Origin of the sequence: Salegentibacter agarivorans (assembly GCF_900113135.1) — a bacterium.
GTDB classification, from domain to species: Bacteria; Bacteroidota; Bacteroidia; order Flavobacteriales; family Flavobacteriaceae; genus Salegentibacter; species Salegentibacter agarivorans.
In genome coordinates, this window is the sequence record NZ_FOOH01000027.1 from 29167 (window position 1) to 52286 (window position 23120).

A 23120-nucleotide genomic window follows, 5' to 3' on the forward strand; every position below is an offset into this window, starting at 1 on the left:
AATTTACTGAGGTTTATGTGCTAAAAACGGATAATCTTTCTGTTCGTAAACAACATCATACATCACGTTCTTTTCTGGGAAATCTGACTCTTCAGCAAATTTCTCACATTCAGACACTTTATCTTTAACGCGTTTGTTGATCTTTTTTATTTCATCTTCCGAAGCATACTTTTTATCTTTAATTATATTCAACACCGTAGTGATTGGATCTAATTCCTGATATTCTGCAACTTCTTCTTTTGTTCTATATTTTTGAGCATCACTCATAGAGTGACCACGGTAACGGTAAGTTTTCATTTCTAAAAATGTTGGTCCGTCACCTTTTCTAGCTCTTTTTATTGCTTCGTCTAAAGCTTCTGCAACCTTAACAGGATCCATAGCATCTACAGGTCCACAAGGCATTTCGTAACCATTACCAAGCTTCCAGATATCTGTTCCCTTAGAAGTTCTGGCTACAGAAGTCCCCATTGCATACCCGTTATTCTCTACACAAAATACAACCGGTAAATTCCATTTTACGGCCATATTTAAAGTTTCATGAAGAGACCCCTGTCTTGCAGCACCATCTCCTAAAAAGGTAAGAGTTACTGCATCACGCTTAAAGTATTTATCTGCAAATGCAAGACCGGCACCAAGTGGAATTTGACCTCCAACAATACCGTGACCTCCATAAAAGTTATGTTCTTTAGAGAAAATATGCATAGAACCACCAAGACCTTGAGAAGTTCCTGTAGCTTTTCCGTAAAGTTCCGCCATTACTCGTTTAGGATCTACTCCCAAACCAATTGGCTGCACGTGGTTACGATAAGCGGTAATCATTTTATCCTTTTCCAGGTCCATTACATGAAGGGCACCAGCCAGGATAGCTTCCTGCCCATTATACAAATGCAAAAAACCTCTTACTTTCTGCTGAATGTAAACCTGCGCAAGTTTATCTTCAAATTTACGCCAAAACAGCATATCCTCGTACCACTTTAAATACGTGGCTTTTGTTACTTTCTTCATTTAACTTATTAATTTTAGGCCAGACAGATGGGTTTGCCAAGCGGATAACAAAAATACTATTTTCAATAAGAATGGAAAACAGTTTTTAAGCAAAAATAACGAAAACGTTATAAGACCGAATTCTCAAAGATTAAAGGTAGTAAATCTTTTATAGAATTTGCTTTCATCACCTTACCGGTCTCACCCATAAAATAGACCGCAATATCGGTTTCCTGTTTAACTTCATATTCTACCAGCGCCTGCCTGCAAGCCCCGCAAGGTGGCACAGGAGCTTCTACCAAGTGCTTCATAGATTTAGCTGAAATGGCAATGTTTTGAATTTGAGCTTTGGGAAACGCGGCACCTGAGTAGTAAATTGCGGTACGTTCGGCACATAAACCTGAAGGATACGAAGCATTTTCCTGGTTGCTTCCGGTAACAACTTCATTATTATTTAATGCTATAGCAGCGCCTACCTTAAATTGCGAATAAGGCGCATAGGCTTTACCCCGGGCTTCTACGGCGGTTTTCATCAAACTCTGAATGGCCTGCGGAAGTTCTTCAACAGAATCATAGACCTCAAAGTTTGAGGTAACTTTTAATGGCTTCATATAAAAATTATTGGAAGGGAAAGATAATAGAAACCTGCTAAGCTGCAAATATTAAATTAACTGAAATATAATTTAATAAACAGGGAATTGGCCTCCAAAATTAAAAGTTAAACCAAAACGAAGGGTTCCCTCCAACGGACTTGGTACCGGCGAGGTAGAGAATAAATAAGAAATATCTATGTTTACCTGCTCATATTTAAAACCTGCGCCAAAAGAAGCAAATCTCCTGGAACCTTTGGTAAGACTTTCACTAAAATACCCGGCTCTAAATGCAAAAGCCTCGCGATACATATATTCGGCGCCAAGCGCCCAGGTTACTTCACGAAGTTCCTCTCCAAAACCACCCGGCGCATCTCCCCAGGAAGTGAAAATTCCTTCTATAGCACCAATATCATTATATTCGGCATCATCTTCAGCATCAATTTCTCCATCATCATTAAAATCTCTTGGCGTTGGTACTAAAAGTTTATTGAATTCAACATAAGCACCTAAACGATTTTCTATATCAAAAATAAAGTCGAAACCAGTTCCTACTTTAAAATTTGTTGGGATAAAATTTTCCTGCCCTGCATCTTCATATTTCATCTTAGGGCCAATATTAGAAATATTTGCGCCAGCTTTCCAAACTCCGTTAAAATTTGAAAAAACCATTTGATTACTCTGGTAGTATGCTGCCACATCTACCCCAAAGCTATTGGCCGCACCTAAATCTTCTTCGTCCTGCAAGCCAAGATCTGAATGCAAGTAACGCCCGGCTACTGCCATAGAAATATTATCACTTAGGCGCAAAGAATAAGAAACATCAAAGGTAAGTTCATTTGGATTAACCACTAAAGGAGCCTGTTCAAAACTTGCCCTACGTTCTATACTACCCAGGCTAAAATATCTTAAGCTTGAAGCAACGGCACTCCTTTCATTAATTCTATGGTAATAACTAATATTCCCAAGAAAGATATCACTAACAATATCACTTAAGTATGGTGTATAAGAAACCCCTATCCCGTGTTCACTGGTAGCGAAAGCATATTTCGCTGGGTTCCATTGCTGGGAAAAAACATCAGCCGATGTTGCTACTCCCTGGTCTCCCATTCCAGCTGCCCGTGCATCAGCAGCTACTAGTAAAAAAGGGACTGCGGTTGTTATAACTCTATCCCTTTCTTCTTGGGCTGTCATTTTAAATTGAGAGCTTAAAATTAACCCGAGCAATAAGATTGTAATTTTTTTCATCATATTAATTAATGATTAACAAATATATACTAATAATCTTGTTAAGAAAAGACCTTAAGTTTAAATAATTCTAAAGGCAGATTAAAACAAGGCCAGAAGTTTATCTGGAATAATAAAACTTATAAAAGTAAATAGAGTAGGTCTATCACAACTTTAAAATAGGTGTAATATTGTACGTTTTGAATTTTAGCTACTTTTTTAAGTACAGTAACCTTCAGTTAAATAAAAAACAATTAATTTTGCTGCTTCCTGCTTTACCGGGAGCAAAAATTAACGGTACACAGGAAATCAAAAAGAGCTTTGTCTAGCCTAAGTGCTAAGGACATCAGGGTTTTAAAGAAAACCAAAGCCTTTGAGAGAACATAAAATAAACTTGTACTTTTAGCGTTAATTACTATATTGCAAAGCCTAATATTTCTACCAAAAGAGATGATGAATATGAGAATCAATATTGCTTTTAGAGCCTTTTTAACCCTCGTTCTTGGCGTTGGTTTACTAAGCTGTAATAATTCCCGGGACTATGAAGACAACTCCAGAGCTACTGGATGGGACATTAATTCAGATGAAGGCGGATTTCAATATAACACAGATTATAAGGAACAGGAAGCCGGCCCGGGGCTGGTTTTTGTTGAAGGAGGAACCTTTACTATGGGGCAGGTGCAGGACGATGTTATGCACGATTGGAACAATACTCCTACCCAGCAACATGTACAGTCCTTCTATATGGATGAGACAGAGGTTACCAATATGATGTATATGGAATACCTGGACTGGTTGAAAAAAGTTTTCCCTCCTACCCAGGAAAATTTCAGAAATATTTATAATGGTGCAGTACCAGATACCCTTGTTTGGAGAAATAGATTAGGATTCAACGAAACAATGGTAAACAACTATTTACGTCATCCTGCTTATGGAAATTATCCTGTAGTTGGAGTAAGTTGGGTACAAGCTGTTGAATTTAGTAAATGGAGAACCGATAGGGTAAACGAATTATTACTGGAGGAAGCCGGCTACACTAAAGAAGGAGCCCGTTATACCGATGTTCAAGCCGGTACTACATTTAATACCGAAACCTACTTAAACGCACCAAGCCAGGCATACGGTGGAAATACCGAAATAAGCCAGGGAGGAGACGCATCTCAGGACATGATAGATAATCAAAATACTGATGCAGAAGGAAATGCTCTTGGTGGGCAAACTTATGTACAACGTAAAGACGGAATTCTACTTCCCGAGTATCGATTACCAACTGAAGTTGAGTGGGAATATGCCGCCTCTGCTTTAGTAGGAATTAGAGATTATAATGTTTACAGAGGAAGAAAAAAATATCCGTGGGATGGTCAATATACTCGTTCTGGTGATGTAAAAAGACAGGGAGACCAATTAGCTAACTTTAAGCAAGGTGCCGGAGATTACGGAGGAATTGCAGGTTGGAGTGATGATGGCGCCGATATTACCGCTGAAGTAAAATCTTACGAGCCTAACGATTTTGGTCTTTATGATATGGCCGGTAACGTAGCCGAATGGGTTGCCGATGTATACCGACCAATAGTTGATGATGAATTTAACGATTTCAACTACTATAGAGGGAATGTTTATACAAAACACGCTATTAACGAAGACGGTTCTGTAAAAGTAGTTGGTGTAGATGAAATTGAATTTGATACTCTCGCCACCGGTAGACTGGTTGCCAGATCTTACCCGGGAGACATTGCTCAAATACCAGTTACCGAAGAAGATACTTATATGCGTACCAACTACACCGATAGTGATCAACGCAACTTTAGAGATGGTGATAAGAGCTCTAGCCGTTATTATCAATCATTTCAGCAAGCAGACGAAGAATCGGAACGTATGTATAACTCCCCAACTTATAATGTAGCAAATACTACAGATACTACGGGAACAAGACGTGGATATGACACTGCAGACAGAACTACCCTTATTAGTGACGAAGTTAGAGTTTACAAAGGTGGTTCATGGAGAGATCGTGCTTACTGGCTAGACCCGGCACAACGTAGATATTTCCCACAAGATATGGCAACCGACTATATTGGATTTAGAAATGCAATGTCCAGAGTTGGTTCAAAATCTTTAGATGACAATAAAAAAGCAAGAAATTAGAAATTCTAATCTTCTAAAAATTATGATAAAAGCCCTATTTGTTTAGGGCTTTTTTTATAGCTTTAATTTTAAAGCCCTGGAATAACTTAATTTCAGACTTAGAAAACGCTAAATATGAAAACAGCATTAATTCATCAAAGATTCCTGGTAAGTACAGGAATTTCTACCGATACCCGAAATATTGAACCAGGAAGCATTTTCTTCGCTTTAAAAGGAGCAAATTTTAACGGCAACGAATTTGCAGCACAGGCAATTGCTAAAGGAGCTATTTGCGCCATTGTAGATAATAAGGAAGCCGCGCTAAATGATAAAGAGTACATCGTTGTAAAAAATACTCTGGAAGCGCTCCAAAACCTCGCTAAATTTCACCGAAAATTTTTAAGTATTCCAATTATAGGTATTACGGGAAGTAACGGAAAAACTACCACCAAAGAACTTATATATAATGTGCTTTCAAAAAAATATGCTGTTACCGCAACCCAGGGGAATTTAAATAATCATATTGGAGTGCCACTTAGTCTACTGGCAATGGATGAAGAAACGGAGATTGGATTAATTGAAATGGGGGCTAACCATCCCGGCGAAATAGAATTTCTCTCAAATATTGCGATGCCAGATTATGGACTTATCACCAACTTTGGAAAAGCACATCTTGAAGGTTTTGGAAGCTTAGCTGGTGTGATACAGGCAAAAACCGAATTATACCGACACCTAAAAGATAACAAAAAACTGATATTTTTAAACCTTGACGATGAAGTGCAAAGGTTAGAAATAAATTATAAACATACTTTTAGCTTCGGAAATAATAGAAAAGCCCAGGTAAAAGTAGATTATCCCGACACCTCTGATTCTGCTGAGTTAATCTTTAACGATACTAAGTTTAAAAGTCAATTAAGCGGAAGTTACAACGCAAAGAATATGGCGGCTGCGCTCTGTGTTGGTCTATATTTTAAAGTTCCCTTTAACGAGATAAAAGAGGCAATAGAAAATTATGTTCCTTCCAACAACCGTTCGCAATTAATAGAACGAAATTCAAATAAGATCTATTTAGATGCTTACAATGCTAATCCTACCAGTATGATGGCAGCATTACAGCACTTTAATTATTCAAAAACCAATACTACTAAAATTGCTGTTTTGGGTGATATGGGAGAACTTGGTGCGGCTTCAGAAACCGAACACCAGGTTGTGGTAAATTACCTTGAAAATGCTGATATTTCTGAAATCTACCTTGTGGGTAAACAGTTCAAAAAAACGACTACCAATAGGCCAAACATTATAAAATTTGAGAATACCGAAAATATTAAAAAGCACCTACAACTGGCTGAATTAAAGAATTGCAGCATCTTAGTAAAAGGATCCAGATCTATGGCGCTAGAAGAAATTCTTGAAGTTTTTGAACCTAAAGCTTAATCTCTTTTACGTTCACAAAACCATAGGCACTAATTTCCAAAAGGATTAATAACAAACTATCTCCGGGGATTATTTCGGCAACTTTTAGCGTGTTTACATTTCCTGAGAGGAATACTCCCGGGGCAGCTTCCATTTCGTCTCCCAGCTTTCTATTTGCTTTTCCCAAATGTTCATTAATATGTGGCTTGAGATCCAGCTTCATTTTATTTTTAATCTTTTTATAAATTAAAGTATTGGCCAGGGTTTCAAGAGAATTATCCATAAGCCAACTTTTACTTTGACCTTCCAGTTCGTACTCTTCTACATCTACCACCTGCTCTACTTCATCAAATCCCAGTCTTAAATGGACTAACAAAGTAACCTCCTTATTTTTAAAAAGTGTGGTGAGTGTTTTCAGTCTTAAAGTGAGGGAAAGATCAAAATTGGGTTCCTGACTTTTACCTAGATTGGCGCCCAATACCTCGGCATAATTTTTTACCGTGCCTTTAGAATCTTCCATTCCTATTTGCTCTCCCACTAATTTTTCCTGAAGTACATCTTCTAAAACCCGGTAGCTAATTTTTACCGGCAAATTGAGTTTAATATTATCGTCATCAAAAAGCTTATTCATGAGTAAATTTTCAGTTTAGTTAGTATGGTCTTACCATAGATACAACTTAAGTTTTTTCTGCTGAAATATTCTGAAAACGCAGTTAAATTTAAATACAGGAAAGATCTTTCAATTAAAAATAGCGCACCGCGGAGTATTTAAAACTTGCTTAAGAAGTAAGAGAAACCGAAGAAATAAAAAACCATATTCCGTATAAAATTCCTTCAAATTTCATTTTAATTTTCATTCAGCTTAAGGGAATCAAATGAAATCGAAATATTTACTTCAGAAAAAATAAATTTTTATACTTCTCACTCTCAGAAGGTTAACTTGTAATTACGGAAATCCGTAAAATACTAAGTAACAAAAGCTCTAAATTCGGGACACATAAGTACAAATAGATCTGTATTTGAACTTATTTTAATTTGGCAATTAAAACATGTCGGCTGCAAAAGCATAAAACTGAGTAGGGTCTGTTTGAGCTTTATGTGGCCGGCATTTTTATTTAAATTTTCTCAATGTTCTCTTTTCCAAAGTAATGTTTAAGAATCCATCCTCCCAGGAAAGTTATAATTAGCGAAAAACTACCATATAAAATAGCCACCAGGCTAATATCCTGATCCTTTAATAACTGATTGGCTATAAATAGCGCCAACACACTATTTTGCAAGCCCATTTCTACCGCAATTGTGTAAGCAGCGCTATGTTTTAATTTCATACGCCTGGCTGCGAAATAACCGGCTATAATTGTTGCGAAATTCAAAATAATTAGGGGAATTAGAAGGTTTAAATGTTTTAGATATTCCACCCCTTTTTGATTTTCGTCAAAGAAAATAACTACAATAAAAGCGAGTAGCATTATCCCCGGTAAAATATAGCGTAAAGCCTTATGAAAACTTTCTCCGAACTTATGCCCGTATAATTCGTTTATTAGAATCCCGCTCATTACAGGTAAAACTACAGTTAAGAGAACGTCTCCCATGGTTTGCCCAAAACTCAGTTGGACTTTAGCTCCATTATTTCCAAACACCGCATAACTCAACTCAATTACCAGCGGAATACTAAACAATATAATCAAACTATTAAAAGCCGTAAGTGAAACCGAAAGTGCCACTCTTCCTTTCAGCATTTTTGTCACGAGATTTGAAGCGGTACCCCCGGGACAGCCGGCAAGCAACATAATTCCAATTTTATATATAGGATCTATGGGCCAGAAAAAAATTAATAGAAAAGCAATAAGCGGCAATAAAAATATTTGGGAAACAAGACCGGTAATAATAGCTCTGGGATGAGCAAAAACCCTTCTAAAATCTTTTAAACATAATTCCAGGCCTATCCCAAACATAATTAGAGCGATAGAGAGGGGCATAAAAATATCGGCAAATTGCTGCATATTCTTTTAAAAAGAAACTCAAGATAGTATTTTTTTTAAAAGGCAGGAACCGTTAAGAATTTCGAAATTAATTTTTGGCCATCTCTTTAAAAATCAAATACGACTGTTTTTAAGGAAACATAAATTTTTTAATAATATCCCCGGAAATTTCGGGATTCGCACCTTCCTTCCCAGCTACCAGAGCACCTACTGCACAGGCAAAATCCAGGGTGTTTTGCGATTCTTCTTCTTTTAATAATCCGGCGATTAAACTGGCAAGAAATGAATCTCCCGCGCCTACCGTGTCTTTTACCTTAACCTTAAAACCACTATTATAATAGCGCACCCCATCCTTTAGCAAAACTGCACCGTGTCTACCTTTAGTTACACAAATAGTTTTGGTATTGGTTTTTTCAGAAATAAAATGCAGGTTTTGTTCTAACGAATTGTGCTTAGAACCCATCATTTCAGCAATTTCAAATAATTCGTCGTCATTGAATTTTATAAAATCTGCCTGCTCCATTAGTTTTTCCAAAACTTCCTTTTCATAATACGGCGGACGTAAATTAATATCAAATATTCTGTACTTTGCTTCCGGCAGAAGTTCAAAAAGTGTTTTACGACTAACCTCATCGCGGCAAATTAAACTTCCGAAGATAAAAGCATCAGCATTTTTCACCGAATTTTTTATCGCTTCTGAAATTTCAATTTTATCCCAGGCCACAGGATGTGCAATCTCGTAAGTAGCCGAACCGCTTTCTGAAAGTTTTACGTTTACAACACCGGTAGTGAAATTAGGATCTTTGGAGATATTTTCAGTTTTAATATTCTTTGATTCCAGATAAGAGATTAGCTTTTCGCCTTTTTCATCGTCTCCCACTTTACTAATCATTTCTGTTAAAATTCCTAATCCCGATAACCTTGAAGCCACATTAAGCGGTGCACCGCCAATTCTCTCCCGGTCTGGGAATACATCGTATAATATTTCGCCGAAGCAAACGGCTTTTCTATTTACCATCTTATTAAACTTATTTTTTTCTGAAAAGGACTATAAAGTCCAGACTTAATTCTTTGGCCCCGGTAGCCCATCAATATTATTGGTATACAAACTACGTAGAAAAGATTATCCCTACCAACCACTGCAGTATGCCCCACCAGTTTTACTCGCCGGTTTTCTACTGAATAAATTATGATGTAGCTTTTATTTTATTAAAGTGCATCATAATTATAATGTTTTAGTAGCCTGTGTTTTGTACATATACGTCCTGACTAAAGTTTATTTGGGCCTGTGGGATGGGTAAATATTCTTCCCGACCTTCATCAAAAGAGGCGCCTTCGTAGTACGTAGCCTCTTCTGCTTCTTCACTATAATATTTATTTAAAGTTTCTTCTGCAATACCCCATCTTACAAGGTCAAAGAAACGGTTTCCTTCCATGGCAAGTTCTAACCTGCGTTCCCAACGTAAGGCTTCACGGGCTACATCCTGAGTCCAGTTGATGTTTTCTCCGTCTAAATAAGGACTTATCCCAGTATTAGTAGCATATGAAGATATTAAAGTCGTACTTTGATTAGCTCTTTCCCGAACTTCATTAATCAGAGGAAGAGCTTCATTTTGTCTTCCAAGTTCAATTAAAGCTTCCGCCCTCATCAACAATACATCAGCATATCGAATCTCAATCCTGTTTTTAGAATTTCCATAAAAAGGATCAATATTCACAAGGTATTCCGAATCTTCAGTTACATTCTCTTTTAAGGAGGCTGTATAGCCATACGTACTAGGAGACCTAACCCAGTTTTCCTGGTAAATATTTTCCTGATCGTATTTCCAGGGTAGACCAGGTATTGCTACAGTGTGGTATAATCGAGGGTCAACCCTGTAATTCTCCAGACTGTTGAAGTCAAGGTTAGATTGGTTATAATTTGAAAAAAGAGGTAATCCCTGTTCATCAACCTTGTAGGCATTTACAAGGTTCTGGCTTGGTTTATGGAAATCGCAACATCCAATTCCCTGTGGAGTAGCAAGCACATCAGAATAATTTAGTCTTCCATGTAGGGTACCATCGTTATTGGAGAACTGAATGGAGAAAACTGCTTCCTGCCCATTTTCAAAACTACCGGGAAGAAAATTATAGGCAAAATCTTCTTCAAGTTGGTGCATTCCCATTACCTGCTCTGTTGCATCTAAAACCTGCTGCAATCTTTCCTGGTTAATATTTACTACATTATGGTTTTCATCCTGTTCATAAGCCTGATAAAGTCGTGTTTTTGCCAAATATGCATATGCTGCTGTTTTATCTGCACGCCCAACTTGAGGCTGAGAAGAAGGAAGAACCTGTGCTGCGGCCTCAAAATCACCTGCAATAGCACTCCATAAGTCGTCATTACTAAGAGCCCGGTTAGAGATTGTTCCATATTCTTCCACTGGGATATCTTCTGTCACATATGGAACATATTTGTACATTATTTTTAACATAAAATAGAAATGTCCTCTTAAAAACTTCATTTCTGCGATTCTTGTGGATTTCTCAGGAAATTCTACCTCGTCGATTTGATTTAATGCAGCCAAAGCTTTGTTTACCCTGGAAATAGCAATAAAACTGTTATACCAGAAAGCATCCAGTTCACCAAAATCTGTTCTTATGTTCTCTGATACTTCAAAAAAATGAAAAACCTGTATATCATTTGTACCACTTCCCCCCTTGTAAGCATCATCAGAGCGGACATTTCCATAAGGCCAAAGACTAAAGGGTATGTCATAATGATCATTACCCAATGCAGCATAAGCTGAGGTCACAAAACCATCTACATTTTCTGGAGTTGTTAATTGTTCTTCAGATAATACTCCATAAGGTTCTTCCTCTAGAAAATCTGAACAGGCAGTAGAAATAGTTAGAAGAACTATGCCTAGTAAATATTTTATTTTCTTCATAATAAAGAGTTTGATGTTATTAAAGTGATAGGTTTAAGCCAAGAGTTAGTGTAAGTGGTTGAGGATAACCCCATCCTGCGTTTTCAGGATCAACTCCGGTAAAATCTGAAGAAGTTATCATTAGTAAATTCTGGCCACTCACGTATAATCTTGCATTGGTGAAATTCATTCTTTCCAGAAGTTCTTCCGATAGACTATATCCAACTTGTAAGTTTCTCAATTTCAGATATCTTCCATTCTCAACATAATAAGTTGAAAATCTCGATTCGGCGTTATCATCAATAGTTGTTAGAGCCGGAACAGAAGAGTTCACGTTTTCTGGAGACCATGCGTTAAGAAGCCGGGTTCCTTTATTCGATCCTACGTCATCCACACTCCAAAAATCTGTTTGAAATTTTCGGTTATTGATCACATCTACATTTCCAACCCCTTGCCAGAAAGATGTAAAATCGAAATTTTTGTATCCAAGTGTAATATTAAATCCATAACTAAAGTCTGGATGTGGTATTCCTATCCAGGTACGGTCATCATCGGTAATCACACCATCGCCATCCAAATCTCTGTAACGGATACGGCCAAGACCTTTCCCTGCCTGTTCCGCAGAGTTCATTACTTCTTCCTCAGAAGTGAACAAACCATCAGTAACATAACCATACATTGAGTTAATAGGTCTCCCGAGAATATTATCTTCACCACCATCTCCGCCATAATTGTTCTGTACTTCCTCTGGCAGATAAGTTATTTCATTTCTATTAGTAGCAATGTTAGCAGAAATCTCATAGCTGAAATCTCCCTCGGTTTTATCACGATAAGTTAGTGCAAATTCCCAGCCTTCATTCTCCATAGAAGCTCCGTTCACCCATCTATTTCCACCTTCACCTATTGTCCCAAGATATGGAGGTAATACCAGGATATCTTCAGTTTCTTTGAAGTAGTAATCAATGTTTCCAAATAATTTATACCCGAAGAAGCCGAAATCAAGCCCAACATTGGTTTGGGTAGTAGTTTCCCATTTCAAATTGTCATTTCCTAACTGAATTCCTCTGAAACCTGAACGCAATAAACCAGAACCGGCTCCAGAGAGATCGTAAGCAGTTCCATAAGAAGTTCCCCAGGTGGGATCACCTCCGGCATAATCTGAAACATATAATGAGTAAATAGCGTTGTTATCTATTTCCTGATTCCCTGTTTGTCCCCATCCAAGACGAAGTTTTAAATCTGATAGGAATGAATAGTTATCCGGAATGAAATCTTCCTCACTAATACGCCAACCGGCAGAAAAAGCGGGAAAAGTTCCAAAACGATTGTTTTCCCCAAATCTTGAAGAGCCATCCCGACGTATGGTACCCGAAAGCAGATATTTTCTATCAAAAGTGTAATCTATTTTCCCGAAGAAAGAAAGTAAACTGTATGAAGTGGCAGAACCACCATTATAGGCTTCTCCACTTCCCGCATCTGGATACATATATTCTGGAGTTTCAAGAATAAAACCTTCTCTTCTTAAATTTATATTTTTATAGTCGTCTCTAAACATCTCTGTTCCGGCGAGCAAATTCAAGTTATGCTTCTCCATATCTAACTCGTAAGTAGCCGTGTTAGTCCAGGTCCATTTTAAGCTTTTCCAATCTTCGATATTCACTGCAGTTTCATCGTTTTGCAAATAACCCGATTTATAACTTCTCTGAAGTGAACGACGATAAAAGTTGCTGTAATCAATTCCCAGGTTTGTTCTTACATGCAAATTTTCAATAATTTCAAGATCGGCGTAGGCATTCCCGAATATTCGGTGATATTCATAACCGTTATCCTTATTGTATTCCAACAAACGTACAGGATTCTGCCTATCGTTCATCCCGCCAACTGGTCCTCCCCATCCTTTTCCATCTGCGGTTCGAACAGGAATAATAGGAGATGCTTTCAATGCCAGGTCCAAAACTCCTGGATTTTCGATCTCATTAGTTTTATTAAAGGTGAAGTTTTCCCCTATTTCCAGTCGGTCATTAAATAATTTATAGCTACTATTCATCCTCGCGGAAATCCTGTTAAATTCAGTAGTTTTTACAATTCCCTGGTTATCATAATATCCAAGGGAAAAAAGATAGTTCCCTTTTTCTGTTCCATTCGAGACAGATAAATCATAAGATTGTGCGAAGCCTGTTTGAGAAATTTCGTCAAACCAATCCGTATCCGCTGATAGTAAAGTTTGTTCCTCATCTAGATATTCAGGTACAATAATATTGTTTAGAACCGCCCCACCATTTTCATTATTATTCCAATCAAATTGGTATCTCAGGTTATTAGAATTAGGATCAATACCGTCATTAACCTGTGCCTGCCATAGAACACGACCATATTGCTCTGCATTAAGCACATCCTGTCTGTTAGCATAATTCGAGGCTGAAACATAAGTATTAAGGTTAACCTGCATTCTACCTTCTTTACCTTTTTTGGTAGTCACAATAATTACCCCGTTGGAAGCCCTGGAACCGTAAATACTTGCAGAAGAAGCATCTTTTAATACTTGTATAGATTCAATGTCGTTCGGATTCAATTCATGCATGCCGGCCTTTGTAGGAACTCCATCAATCACATATAAAGGGTCTGTATTGTTAAGAGTACCAACTCCACGTATTACTACCTGAGTATTTGCACCACTGGGAGAACCATCTGAAGTTATTTGAACTCCAGGAAGCCTCCCCTGTAATCCTCTAATAGGATTTGGTTCGGGCTGTTTATTTAATTCATCCATGTCTACTACAGATACTGCTCCTGTAATGTCTGTTCTCCTTTGAGAGGTGTATCCCGTTACCACCACATCATCTAGTTGCTGATCATCCACAATTAGCGAAACATCAATATTTATTTGATTATTTACAGCTACTCTTTTAGTTTGAAAACCTAAATAACTATAGACTAAAGTAGCCTGGGGATCAATGTTTTCAATTATATAGTTTCCATCAAAATCTGTAATCACACCTTCATTTGTTCCTTCCACTTGAATAGAAACTCCGGGTAATGGCATTTGATCATCATCAGAAATCACATTTCCTGATACGTCTATTCCCTGTGCCCACATAGAAAGGGGTAAAAGAAATAGTATTAATAATTTGGAATTCATAGGTTATGGGTTAGTTGAGGTTTACTTGATTAATTTTTAGATTCTTTAAATTGAATTCATTTCCTTCAGCACTAAAGTTTCTAATAGGCTGCTCCGGAAAGAAAATTTCAGTCATCACGGTTTCACCATCGTCGAAAAAGAGTTCTATAGACATATTATCTACTATCGCTTTTACTTTTAAATTTGAATCTTTTGAAAGTCGTGGTGCTGTTGAAACTTTATCACCAAAATTCTCATTGAAATCGGTCAGACCAGAATTGCTTCGATCTAAATAAAATTCTTCTGTACTATGATCGTAGCCAAATTTCAAAACATCATCTCCCTCACTGGAAAGGCTAAAATGATATTCCTGATCTTTTAAATCCTGTATTTCAAAGGAGATCACTGAATTTGAAATATCTATTTCTTCTGAAGTTGCTATTTGCGTTTTCCCTTCAACTGAAACAGTACTTTTAGTGAATTTTTCACCCTTATAATTTTGAAGTTCCGCTGCAGGAGTGGAAACTATACGGTAAGTATCTCCTGTTTTGTTAAGTTTAATTTCCCTGGCAATAGTCATGGCGCTTCTCCAGGTTTCGGTGGGAACTTCGTTTGCATATTGCCAGTTAGACATCCAGCCAATAAACAAATGCCGGCCATCTTCTTCTGGAATATTGGCCCAGGTTACCCCGGCATAATTATCTTTTCCAAAATCCAACCAGTAATGATGATCTTCACCCAAATCCTGCATAGAATCATCTAAAGTGAAGGTCTTTCCATCAAAGTCACCCACAAAATATTGAGTCCCGGAGCCTCCATTGAAACCACCCGGATTTAAGCTTTGGATCAAAACCCACTTTTTCTCTTCAGATCCTTCCACTTTCATCTGTATAAAATCGGGGCATTCCCAAACTCCTCCATGGGCACCTATCCCCTTGCCGAATTCAGAAGCTAATTCCCAATCCTTCAAATTTTGAGAAGTATAAAACATCGTTATATCATCCGCAGAAAGTACCATAACCCATTGATCGTGTACTTCATCGCGGGTTATTTTTGGATCGCGAAAATCACGAATCCCGGGATTTTCAATTACTGGATTTCCTTCATATTTCGTAAAAGTTTTTCCTTCATCCAGGCTATAAGCAATGGCCTGGGTTTGGTAGTCTTCCCGGCCTTCTTCTTCTCCTTTAGGATCGTGATAGGTAAACATCGCAATTACCGGCGCGGTTTCTCCATCCCCAAAGCCAGATGTGTTTTCAGTATCTACTACCGCGCTTCCTGAGAAAATATAGCCTTGTTCATCGGGCTTCAGTGCTATGGGCTGTTCTTCCCACTTAATCATATCTTTACTGGTAGCGTGACCCCAATGCATAGGGCCCCAGGTATTTCCTTCAGGATAATATTGAAAGAATAAATGGTAAGTTCCGTTAAGGAAAAACATCCCGTTAGGATCGTTCATCCAGTTTTCATTGGGAGTAAAATGAAAAGCCGGTCTAAAGTCGGTATCGTTTTGAGCGGTAACTTCCGGCGTTTCCTCATTAGTCTCTTTAATGTTATCCTTACACGAAAACATCAGCATCGCGCTTAACAGACAGGAAGAAAGAAATATAAATTTATTTTTCATAATAGATTATTTTATTGTTGAAAAGCTTGATTGTTAGTACTCGGGGGATAATTCTTCACCTAATTCCTCGAGAGTTTTTCCTTTGGTTTCGGGCATCATAAAAATCACAAAGATTAGCTGTAGCACCATCATAAAGGCAAAAAATGCAAATACGTAACCGGGACCTATCGTAGCAAAAAGCACAGGTACTAAAGACGGTACGATTGCCGCCAGGACCCAATGTGTAGAAGAACCAAATGCCTGGCCCGAGGCTCTTAAGTGGTTCGGGAATATTTCAGAAATAAATACCCAAATTACCGCTCCCTGTCCTATGGCGTGCGCCGCGATAAACAGGAATAGAAAAATAGGCACCCAAAGTCCGCCCCAATTTAGAAAGAATGCTGCAGCTACCAGGGATAAGGAGATGATATAGCCTATAGAGCCCGCAAACATAAGTTTTTTCCTCCCTACTTTATCGATTAGAAAAACTCCAAGAAGGGTGAAAAGTAGATTTACCACGCCTATTCCAATACTACTTAATAAGGCTGTGTTGGCTTCTAAGCCGGCCGATTCAAAAATCCGCGGAGCGTAATAGAGAAAAGCATTTATACCGGAAAGCTGATTAAAAAACGCAACCAGGAACGCCAGGATTAATGGAAAGCGATACTTTTTCATAAAAATATTCTCGCCGGTAATCTGACTTTCAGATTGCTTTTTAATTTCTATCATTCTTTTTTCCAGATCGGCCTCTGGATTAATATCCTGAAGTATTTTAGCTGCCTCTTCGTTTCTGGATTTAGAGATAAGCCAACGCGGACTTCTGGGAATAAATACCACAAAAAGGATATAAATAAATGCAGGAATCGCTTCTACACCTACCATCCATCGCCAGGGTTGAGCTCCGGTGTCACGAAGTAAATAATTAGAAAGGTAAGCGATTAAAATCCCTAAAACGATATTGAATTGATAAAGGGATACTAGCCTACCTCTATCTTTAGGCGGTGCGATCTCGGAAACATAAGTAGGTGCGGCAATTGTTGAAGCACCAACGCCTAATCCTCCCAGAAACCGGAAAATAGCAAAGGTAATAGGATCATTAGCGAAGGCTGAACCCAGGGCCGAAAGGAGATATAGTACTCCTATTATTATAAGGGTATTTTTTCTTCCGAACTTATTTGTGGGGATTCCTCCAAAAATAGCACCCACTACAGTTCCCCAAAGCGCCATCGCCATAACGATAGAGCCGTGAAAAGCATCTGAGGTTCCCCATAATTCCTGTAGCTGTTTATCGGCTCCGGAAATAACTACGGTGTCAAATCCGAAAAGAAAACCTGCTAATGCAGCACTAATTGACCAGGCAAAAATTTTACTCATATCGTAATTTCTAAGTGAGAAACTAAGCTATGTTTAAAACTCCTGCCTGTATTTTAGGAATCCTTAAAATGATTACAAAAATGTTAATTAAATCGAAATAAATTGTAAAGTACTTTATATACAGGGCCTTACAGGAATTCATAAAAATTTACGAAACCGTTATAGTTTAACATATGATACAAAAAGTTTAATTTTGATACCTAAATAAAAATACTATTCGAAATCGATATAGTTTATTCAAGCTAGTTTCTGAACTTTTTTGGAGTAGTTCCATATTTATTCTTAAAGGAGGTGGAAAAATAGCCCGGAGAAGCATAACCTACTTCATAGGCAATTTCAGAGATATTTAAATTAGTTTCCTGTAGAAGACTCTTAGCTTTACTCAATCTTTGTGAATTTATATAATCGCTTATGCTAATTCCCATTATCGCTTTTACCTTTCGATAAAGTTGCACCCGCGAGATTCCCATTTGTTGCGCTAAATCTTCTACATTAAAATTAGCGTGCTTTAAATTCTTTTCAATAATTTGATTCAGATCTTTAAGAAAGTTCTGTTCAGAATCTTCAAATTTATTGTCTTTTACCTGATCTATCTTGTTGGTATAATAATACCGCAATTTTTCCCTGTTAAACAACGCTGAACGTAATGATTCCTTTAAAATTTCAAAATTAAAGGGTTTGGTGATATAAGAGTCGGCTCCCGCTTTCAAGGCCTTTATGCGAGATTCTTCATCGCCTAATGCTGTAAGAATCAAAGTTGGAATGTGGGAAGTTCGCAAATCCCTCTTAAGTTCCTGGCAGATCTCAAAACCGCTTTTTTCTGGAAGGTTGATATCACAAATAATTACATCCGGAATAATTTCCAATGCTTTTTCAATAGCGTCTGTTCCATCAGAAAGTTCTACCCGGTAATCTCCCAGCAATCTTTTCTTCAAGAGATAAGATAGATCTTCATTATCTTCAATAATTAAAATAGTTTCAGCATTTCCATTTAAGGACTGCGAAAGCTCTTCCGGAATAAAAGTACTTTTTAATGCCTTTTCTGACTCTTCTTTCTTAATTTCTGAAGTATCTTCTGAAAATTCATATTCAGAAAGATGATTTTTACCCTTTAATAATTCAATTTTAAATTCCGCACCCTGATGCGATGAAACCGAAATATTACCTTTATGTAGTTCAACAAATTGTCGGGTAATATAAAGTCCGAGACCGGAACTGGGTTTGGTGTTATTACCGGCCTGTCTAAATGGATCAAATATTTTTTGAAAATCTTCTTTTGGAATTCCTATCCCAGAATCTTTAAAACGCACTTCAACTTTATCTTCGCCTCTCTCTTCTACCTTAATACTAATCTGTCCATTTTTAGGAGTGAATTTAAAAGCGTTGGAAAGCATATTAAAAAACACCTTGTCCATCATATCTCTATCCATATAAATCATAATCTCCTTATTGTTGGTCTCCAGACGAAGATCAATAGACTTTCTTAGCGCTTCGGTTTCAAAATCTTCATATATATTACTTATAAATTCGTATAAATTAGTTTTTAATGGCTTAAGCCTAAAGCTCCCGCTTTCCAGTTTTCTAAAATCTAGAAGTTCATTGATAAGCCTAAGCAACCTACCCGAATTTTTGCTTATAAGGTTAGTTTCATAAGCAAAATCTTTAAGCTGTTTATAAGGATTTTGTGATATACTTTCTATCGCGCTGGTAATTAATGTTAGCGGAGTTTTAAATTCGTGAGAAAGAGCTGTAAAGAAATTGATCTTTACTTCATTTGAGACCTTTAATTGTTCTGCAAATTTTTCTATTTGATTGCGTTGGGTAATTATTTTCTCATTGTTTAGTTCCAGTCTGCGTTTTCGCTTCCTTAACTTAAATACCAAATAAACTGCCCAAAATCCAAGCAATAAGAGTAAAACAATTAGGCCAACCATAATTTTTAAAAGGTTGAACTGTGAGTTATAAGTAGCTACCTGTTCTGTGATTATTCTTTGTTGCTGTTCGATATCATTTTGCTGCTGGTTCATTTTATTGAACTGATTCTGCATGATTTCCACATTCACCTTATCTATAACTACAGTACTCAGAATATTATTTTTGTCAATCTGGTCTCCCTCAAGTAGTTTAACAGCAAGCTTAATGGCTTCAGCACCACCAGTGGGGTAAAGCACGGTAGCTGCGAGAACATCTTCTTTTACAAGTTGTATTCCTCCGCTAGGGCCAAAAAGCCCGTCTACTCCAATTATTTGGATGCTATCTTCAAGATTTTTGCTACGTGCCACTTCCCAGGCACCCATTGCCATACGGTCGTTATGCGCAAAAATATAATCTATACTTCCCACTGAATCTAAAATAGATTTCAAATTATCACCTACTGAAGTTTTTTCCCAATCCCCTGCAATGGACGCCACAATATCCACGTTCTCCTGATTGGTCACGACTTCATTAAATCCCTGGCTACGTTCAAAAGCCGGGGAAGAAGTTTGAAGTCCGGTTATTTCAATCAGCTCTAAGTTTTGATTAGGCTTTGAATTGGAAACAATATAATTTGCTGCATTTTTACCTATTTCAACATTATTTGCTCCCACATATGCGGTATAGTTGCTTCCTTCAATTTTACGGTCTATCACTATGGTTGGAATCCCGGCATTCATGGCTTTTTCTATTACCGGGGTGATAGGAACCGATTGAATGGGAGAGACGATTAAAACATCTACTTCAGTAGAAATAAACTCTTCTATTTGCTTAATTTGTCTTGAGACATCATTTTGAGCATCTTTAATGTGAAGTTTATAACCGGGGTGCATAGAAGCTTCTACCTCCATCGCTCTGTTCATTTCTTTCCGCCAATTATCGGTAGTCATTGCCTGTACAAAACCAATCTGGAATTCATCCTGCTCTGGTTCGTCAGTACAGGAACCAAAAAACAAGAATCCGGCAATAACCAACACCAAACCTAAAAACCTCATAAACAAAATATTGAATGGAAAAATTCCTCTAAAAAACCCGGGAAATTAATTAATGAAAGATAGAAAATGAATTTGGATAAATAAAAACCGCTTTTAAGACTTGTAAATTTCATTCAATTTTAAATGAACGTAAATTTTACATTTATTATCTTTGAATTCTAAAAAGCAATTGCAATTGAAACCAGTAGAGAATAATCATACTATTCCAGAAGATTTTAGGAATTTTAAAACCGAAGTAAAAGTCGCCTCCCCTGGGAGAATTAATTTAATTGGCGAACATACCGATTATAACCAGGGCTTTGTTATGCCCTCGGCCATAGACAAGAAAATCTATTTTAAATTCAGGAAAAATAATAATGATAATCTATGCCGAATTTATAGTGAAACCTTTGAAACCTATGTAGAATTTAACCTGGATAAAATTTTAAAAAGTAAAAATTCCTGGGAGAATTATTTGCTTGGTGTAATTGATGAAATTCAGAAACTGGGGAAAACTCTTAAAGGTTTTGACTGTATTTTAAAGAGCGAATTACCCATTGGTGCAGGGATTAGCTCTTCAGCAGCGTTAGAATGTGGTTTTGCAGGCGGTTTAAATTCATTATTCAGTTTAAACCTGCCGCAAATGGAAATTGTAAAACTTTCCCAACGGGCAGAAAATAATTTTGTGGGCAGTAACTGCGGAATTATGGACCAATTTGCTTCAGTAATGAGCAAAAAGAATCATTTTATCAAACTGGATTGCGAATCTTTGGAAGCAGAATTTATTCCGGCAGAAATCAAGAATTGTAAATTGCTACTTTTAAATACCAATGTGTCCCATAACCTGGCCGATAGCGAATACAATTCCCGCCGGCAGCAATGTGAAAATGCAGTGCAGATTATTCAGCAAAAATATCCGAAAGTAAAAGCTTTAAGGCACGTAAGTTTTGAAATGCTAGAAGAATTTAAAGAAAAAATTGGTCCTGTAAGTTTAAAACGCTGCCGCTACGTACTGAAAGAAAATGCACGTGTTATGAAAACCGAGAAAGCGTTAAGTAGCGGAAACTTAAAAGAGTTGGGGAAATTAATGTATGCTTCCCACCGCGGTTTGCAACATCAATATGAAGTAAGCTGCCCCGAGCTGGATTTTCTGGTTGATTTTTCTGAAGATAAAAGTTTTATTTACGGCTCCCGAATGATGGGCGGTGGTTTTGGCGGGTGTACCATAAATTTAATTGAAAGTGATAAAATTGATGAATATATCACCGAAGTAACAAAAGCTTACCAGGAGAAATTTAATATTACTCCAACGCCAATAACGGTGGTACCTGATGAAGGGACCCAAATTACTAAAGTTTAAATAGCGAAAAATGAACACAGAACTAAACAAGCACCCGCATAGAAGATATAATATTTTAACCGGGGAATGGATTTTGGTATCACCCCACCGAACCAAGCGCCCCTGGCAGGGAAAAACCGAAAAAAATAACCAGGAAAAACGGGAAAGTTACGATGCATCCTGCTATTTATGTCCTGGAAATTCAAGAATGGGTGGAGAAACCAATCCCGATTATAAAGGTGTTCATTCTTTTGAAAATGATTTTCCCGCACTTCTCCCCAGCGGCCCCACTGATGATTTTGAAAACGGACTTTTAAAAGCAGAAAGTGAAACCGGAATTTGCAAAGTGGTATGCTTTTCTCCAGATCACTCCCTCACTCTCCCATTAATGGAGGTAGAAGATATCACAAAAGTGGTGGGCTTATGGAAGAAAGAATTTGAAGAACTGGGTAGCAAAGAGAATATAAATTATGTTCAAATCTTTGAAAATAAAGGCGCCATGATGGGTTGCAGCAATCCGCATCCTCACGGCCAAATTTGGTCTCAAAGATCTATTCCTACAGAAATTTTAAAGAAATCGCAACATTTTAAAGATTACTGGAATAAAAATAAGAGCAGTTTATTGGGCGATTATTTAAAGCAAGAACTGGAATTAAATGAGCGTATTTTAGCAAAAAATGAACATTTTGTTGTGCTTATTCCATACTGGGCAGTTTGGCCCTACGAGGCGATGATTATTCCCAAAAAACAACATCAACATATTGGGCAGTTGAATGCTGAAGAAGAAAAAGCTTTTGCTGAAATTATTAAAAAGCTCACTATAAAATACGATAACCTTTTTGAAACTTCTTTTCCTTATTCTTCAGGAATTCATCAGGCTCCAACTGATGGTAAAGAGTATCCGGAATGGCATTTTCATATGAGTTTTTATCCTCCACTATTAAGATCGGCTACGGTTAAGAAATTCATGGTAGGTTACGAAATGTTTGCCGGCCCACAAAGAGATATTACCGCAGAACAGGCAGCTCATAATTTACAGGAACTCCCTGATGTTCATTATTTAGAGCGGTAGACAATTATGGGTTTGATTTTCATTTACTGATAAACAATTTATTCTTGTTCACCTGAATTAAATTACCGGTAAATCTAAGCTATAATCAAGTAGGGTGAAGATAATAAATATTTGAGCATTTATTATCTTCATCCCTCTTCCAGAACCGTGCATACGGGTCTCGTACACGGCTCATGTTAAATCTTATTCAGTACTGTTTGATAGTACTGATGCAAAGTGTTCCCTTCAACTGTGTCCATTGCGTACAACCCTAATTCTGAGAAGTACTTATTTGGCAGGGCATAGTGTATTAAATTGGTGGAGGAGTTTCTCCATCGGGTTACCGATATCTTCAGAAAATTCCCCTTATAACCCATACGCCTTAGTTGTCGGTGAAGAGGTTTCCAGCTTTTCCAGCTTTTCATCACCATCATTCGTAACCTTCTCCTGATCCAGCT

General features: G+C 37.4%; 15 protein-coding genes. 4 read left to right on the top strand and 11 right to left on the bottom strand.

Annotation, left to right across the window (positions count from 1 at the left end):
- Positions 1–3: 3 nt before the first annotated feature.
- From pdhA to porV, 3 genes are all read right to left on the bottom strand, one after another.
- Positions 4–1005: a pyruvate dehydrogenase (acetyl-transferring) E1 component subunit alpha gene (gene pdhA / locus BM084_RS16070; protein WP_075324993.1), complete on the bottom strand. Its 1002-nt coding sequence runs from the start codon at positions 1003–1005 to the stop codon at positions 4–6.
- 107 nt (positions 1006–1112) lie between these two features.
- Positions 1113–1595: a cytidine deaminase gene (gene cdd / locus BM084_RS16075; protein WP_093306062.1), complete on the bottom strand. Its 483-nt coding sequence runs from the start codon at positions 1593–1595 to the stop codon at positions 1113–1115.
- 72 nt (positions 1596–1667) lie between these two features.
- Positions 1668–2822, bottom strand: a complete 1155-nt coding sequence (gene porV, locus BM084_RS16080; RefSeq protein ID WP_093306064.1) for a type IX secretion system outer membrane channel protein PorV — start codon at positions 2820–2822, stop codon at positions 1668–1670.
- 432 nt (positions 2823–3254) lie between these two features.
- On the opposite strand from porV, the gene gldJ reads away from it, so the two are divergent.
- Both gldJ and BM084_RS16090 read left to right on the top strand, forming a co-directional pair.
- Positions 3255–4946 (top strand): gliding motility lipoprotein GldJ, encoded by a 1692-nt coding sequence (gene gldJ, locus BM084_RS16085; RefSeq protein ID WP_449415958.1) that lies wholly within the window; start codon positions 3255–3257, stop codon positions 4944–4946.
- Positions 4947–5060: 114 nt separating this feature from the next.
- On the top strand, positions 5061–6359 hold the full coding sequence (locus tag BM084_RS16090; protein ID WP_093306066.1) for a UDP-N-acetylmuramoyl-tripeptide--D-alanyl-D-alanine ligase: 1299 nt from the start codon (positions 5061–5063) through the stop codon (positions 6357–6359).
- On the opposite strand, the gene BM084_RS16095 is transcribed toward BM084_RS16090, so the two are convergent.
- From BM084_RS16095 to BM084_RS16130, 8 genes are all read right to left on the bottom strand, one after another.
- Positions 6349–6969 carry a DUF4403 family protein gene (locus tag BM084_RS16095; protein ID WP_093306068.1) on the bottom strand — a complete coding sequence of 207 codons (621 nt, stop codon included), beginning with the start codon at positions 6967–6969 and terminating at the stop codon, positions 6349–6351. The genes BM084_RS16090 and BM084_RS16095 overlap by 11 nt on opposite strands.
- Positions 6970–7453: 484 nt before the next feature.
- Complete coding sequence (locus tag BM084_RS16100; protein ID WP_075324998.1) at positions 7454–8341, bottom strand: bile acid:sodium symporter family protein; 888 nt, start codon at positions 8339–8341, stop codon at positions 7454–7456.
- Between the two features lie 109 nt (positions 8342–8450).
- On the bottom strand, positions 8451–9338 hold the full coding sequence (locus BM084_RS16105; RefSeq protein ID WP_075324999.1) for a carbohydrate kinase family protein: 888 nt from the start codon (positions 9336–9338) through the stop codon (positions 8451–8453).
- Positions 9339–9555: 217 nt separating this feature from the next.
- Complete coding sequence (locus BM084_RS16110) at positions 9556–11250, bottom strand: RagB/SusD family nutrient uptake outer membrane protein (RefSeq protein WP_075325000.1); 1695 nt, start codon at positions 11248–11250, stop codon at positions 9556–9558.
- Positions 11251–11269: 19 nt separating this feature from the next.
- Positions 11270–14368, bottom strand: a complete 3099-nt coding sequence (locus BM084_RS16115) for a SusC/RagA family TonB-linked outer membrane protein (protein ID WP_093306070.1) — start codon at positions 14366–14368, stop codon at positions 11270–11272.
- Positions 14369–14378: 10 nt separating this feature from the next.
- Positions 14379–15971, bottom strand: a complete 1593-nt coding sequence (locus BM084_RS16120; protein ID WP_093306072.1) for a glycoside hydrolase family 32 protein — start codon at positions 15969–15971, stop codon at positions 14379–14381.
- A gap of 33 nt (positions 15972–16004) precedes the next feature.
- The gene (locus BM084_RS16125; RefSeq protein WP_075325003.1) at positions 16005–17324 is read right to left on the bottom strand and encodes a sugar porter family MFS transporter; all 1320 of its coding nucleotides are present in this window, start codon (positions 17322–17324) and stop codon (positions 16005–16007) included.
- A gap of 242 nt (positions 17325–17566) precedes the next feature.
- Positions 17567–20293 (bottom strand): substrate-binding domain-containing protein, encoded by a 2727-nt coding sequence (locus tag BM084_RS16130; RefSeq protein ID WP_093306074.1) that lies wholly within the window; start codon positions 20291–20293, stop codon positions 17567–17569.
- A 175-nt stretch (positions 20294–20468) separates the two neighbouring features.
- Between BM084_RS16130 and galK the strand changes: the two genes are divergently transcribed.
- Positions 20469–21632: a galactokinase gene (gene galK, locus BM084_RS16135; protein ID WP_093306079.1), complete on the top strand. Its 1164-nt coding sequence runs from the start codon at positions 20469–20471 to the stop codon at positions 21630–21632.
- A 10-nt stretch (positions 21633–21642) separates the two neighbouring features.
- Complete coding sequence (locus tag BM084_RS16140) at positions 21643–22683, top strand: UDP-glucose--hexose-1-phosphate uridylyltransferase (protein WP_093306076.1); 1041 nt, start codon at positions 21643–21645, stop codon at positions 22681–22683.
- Positions 22684–23120 lie beyond the last annotated feature (437 nt).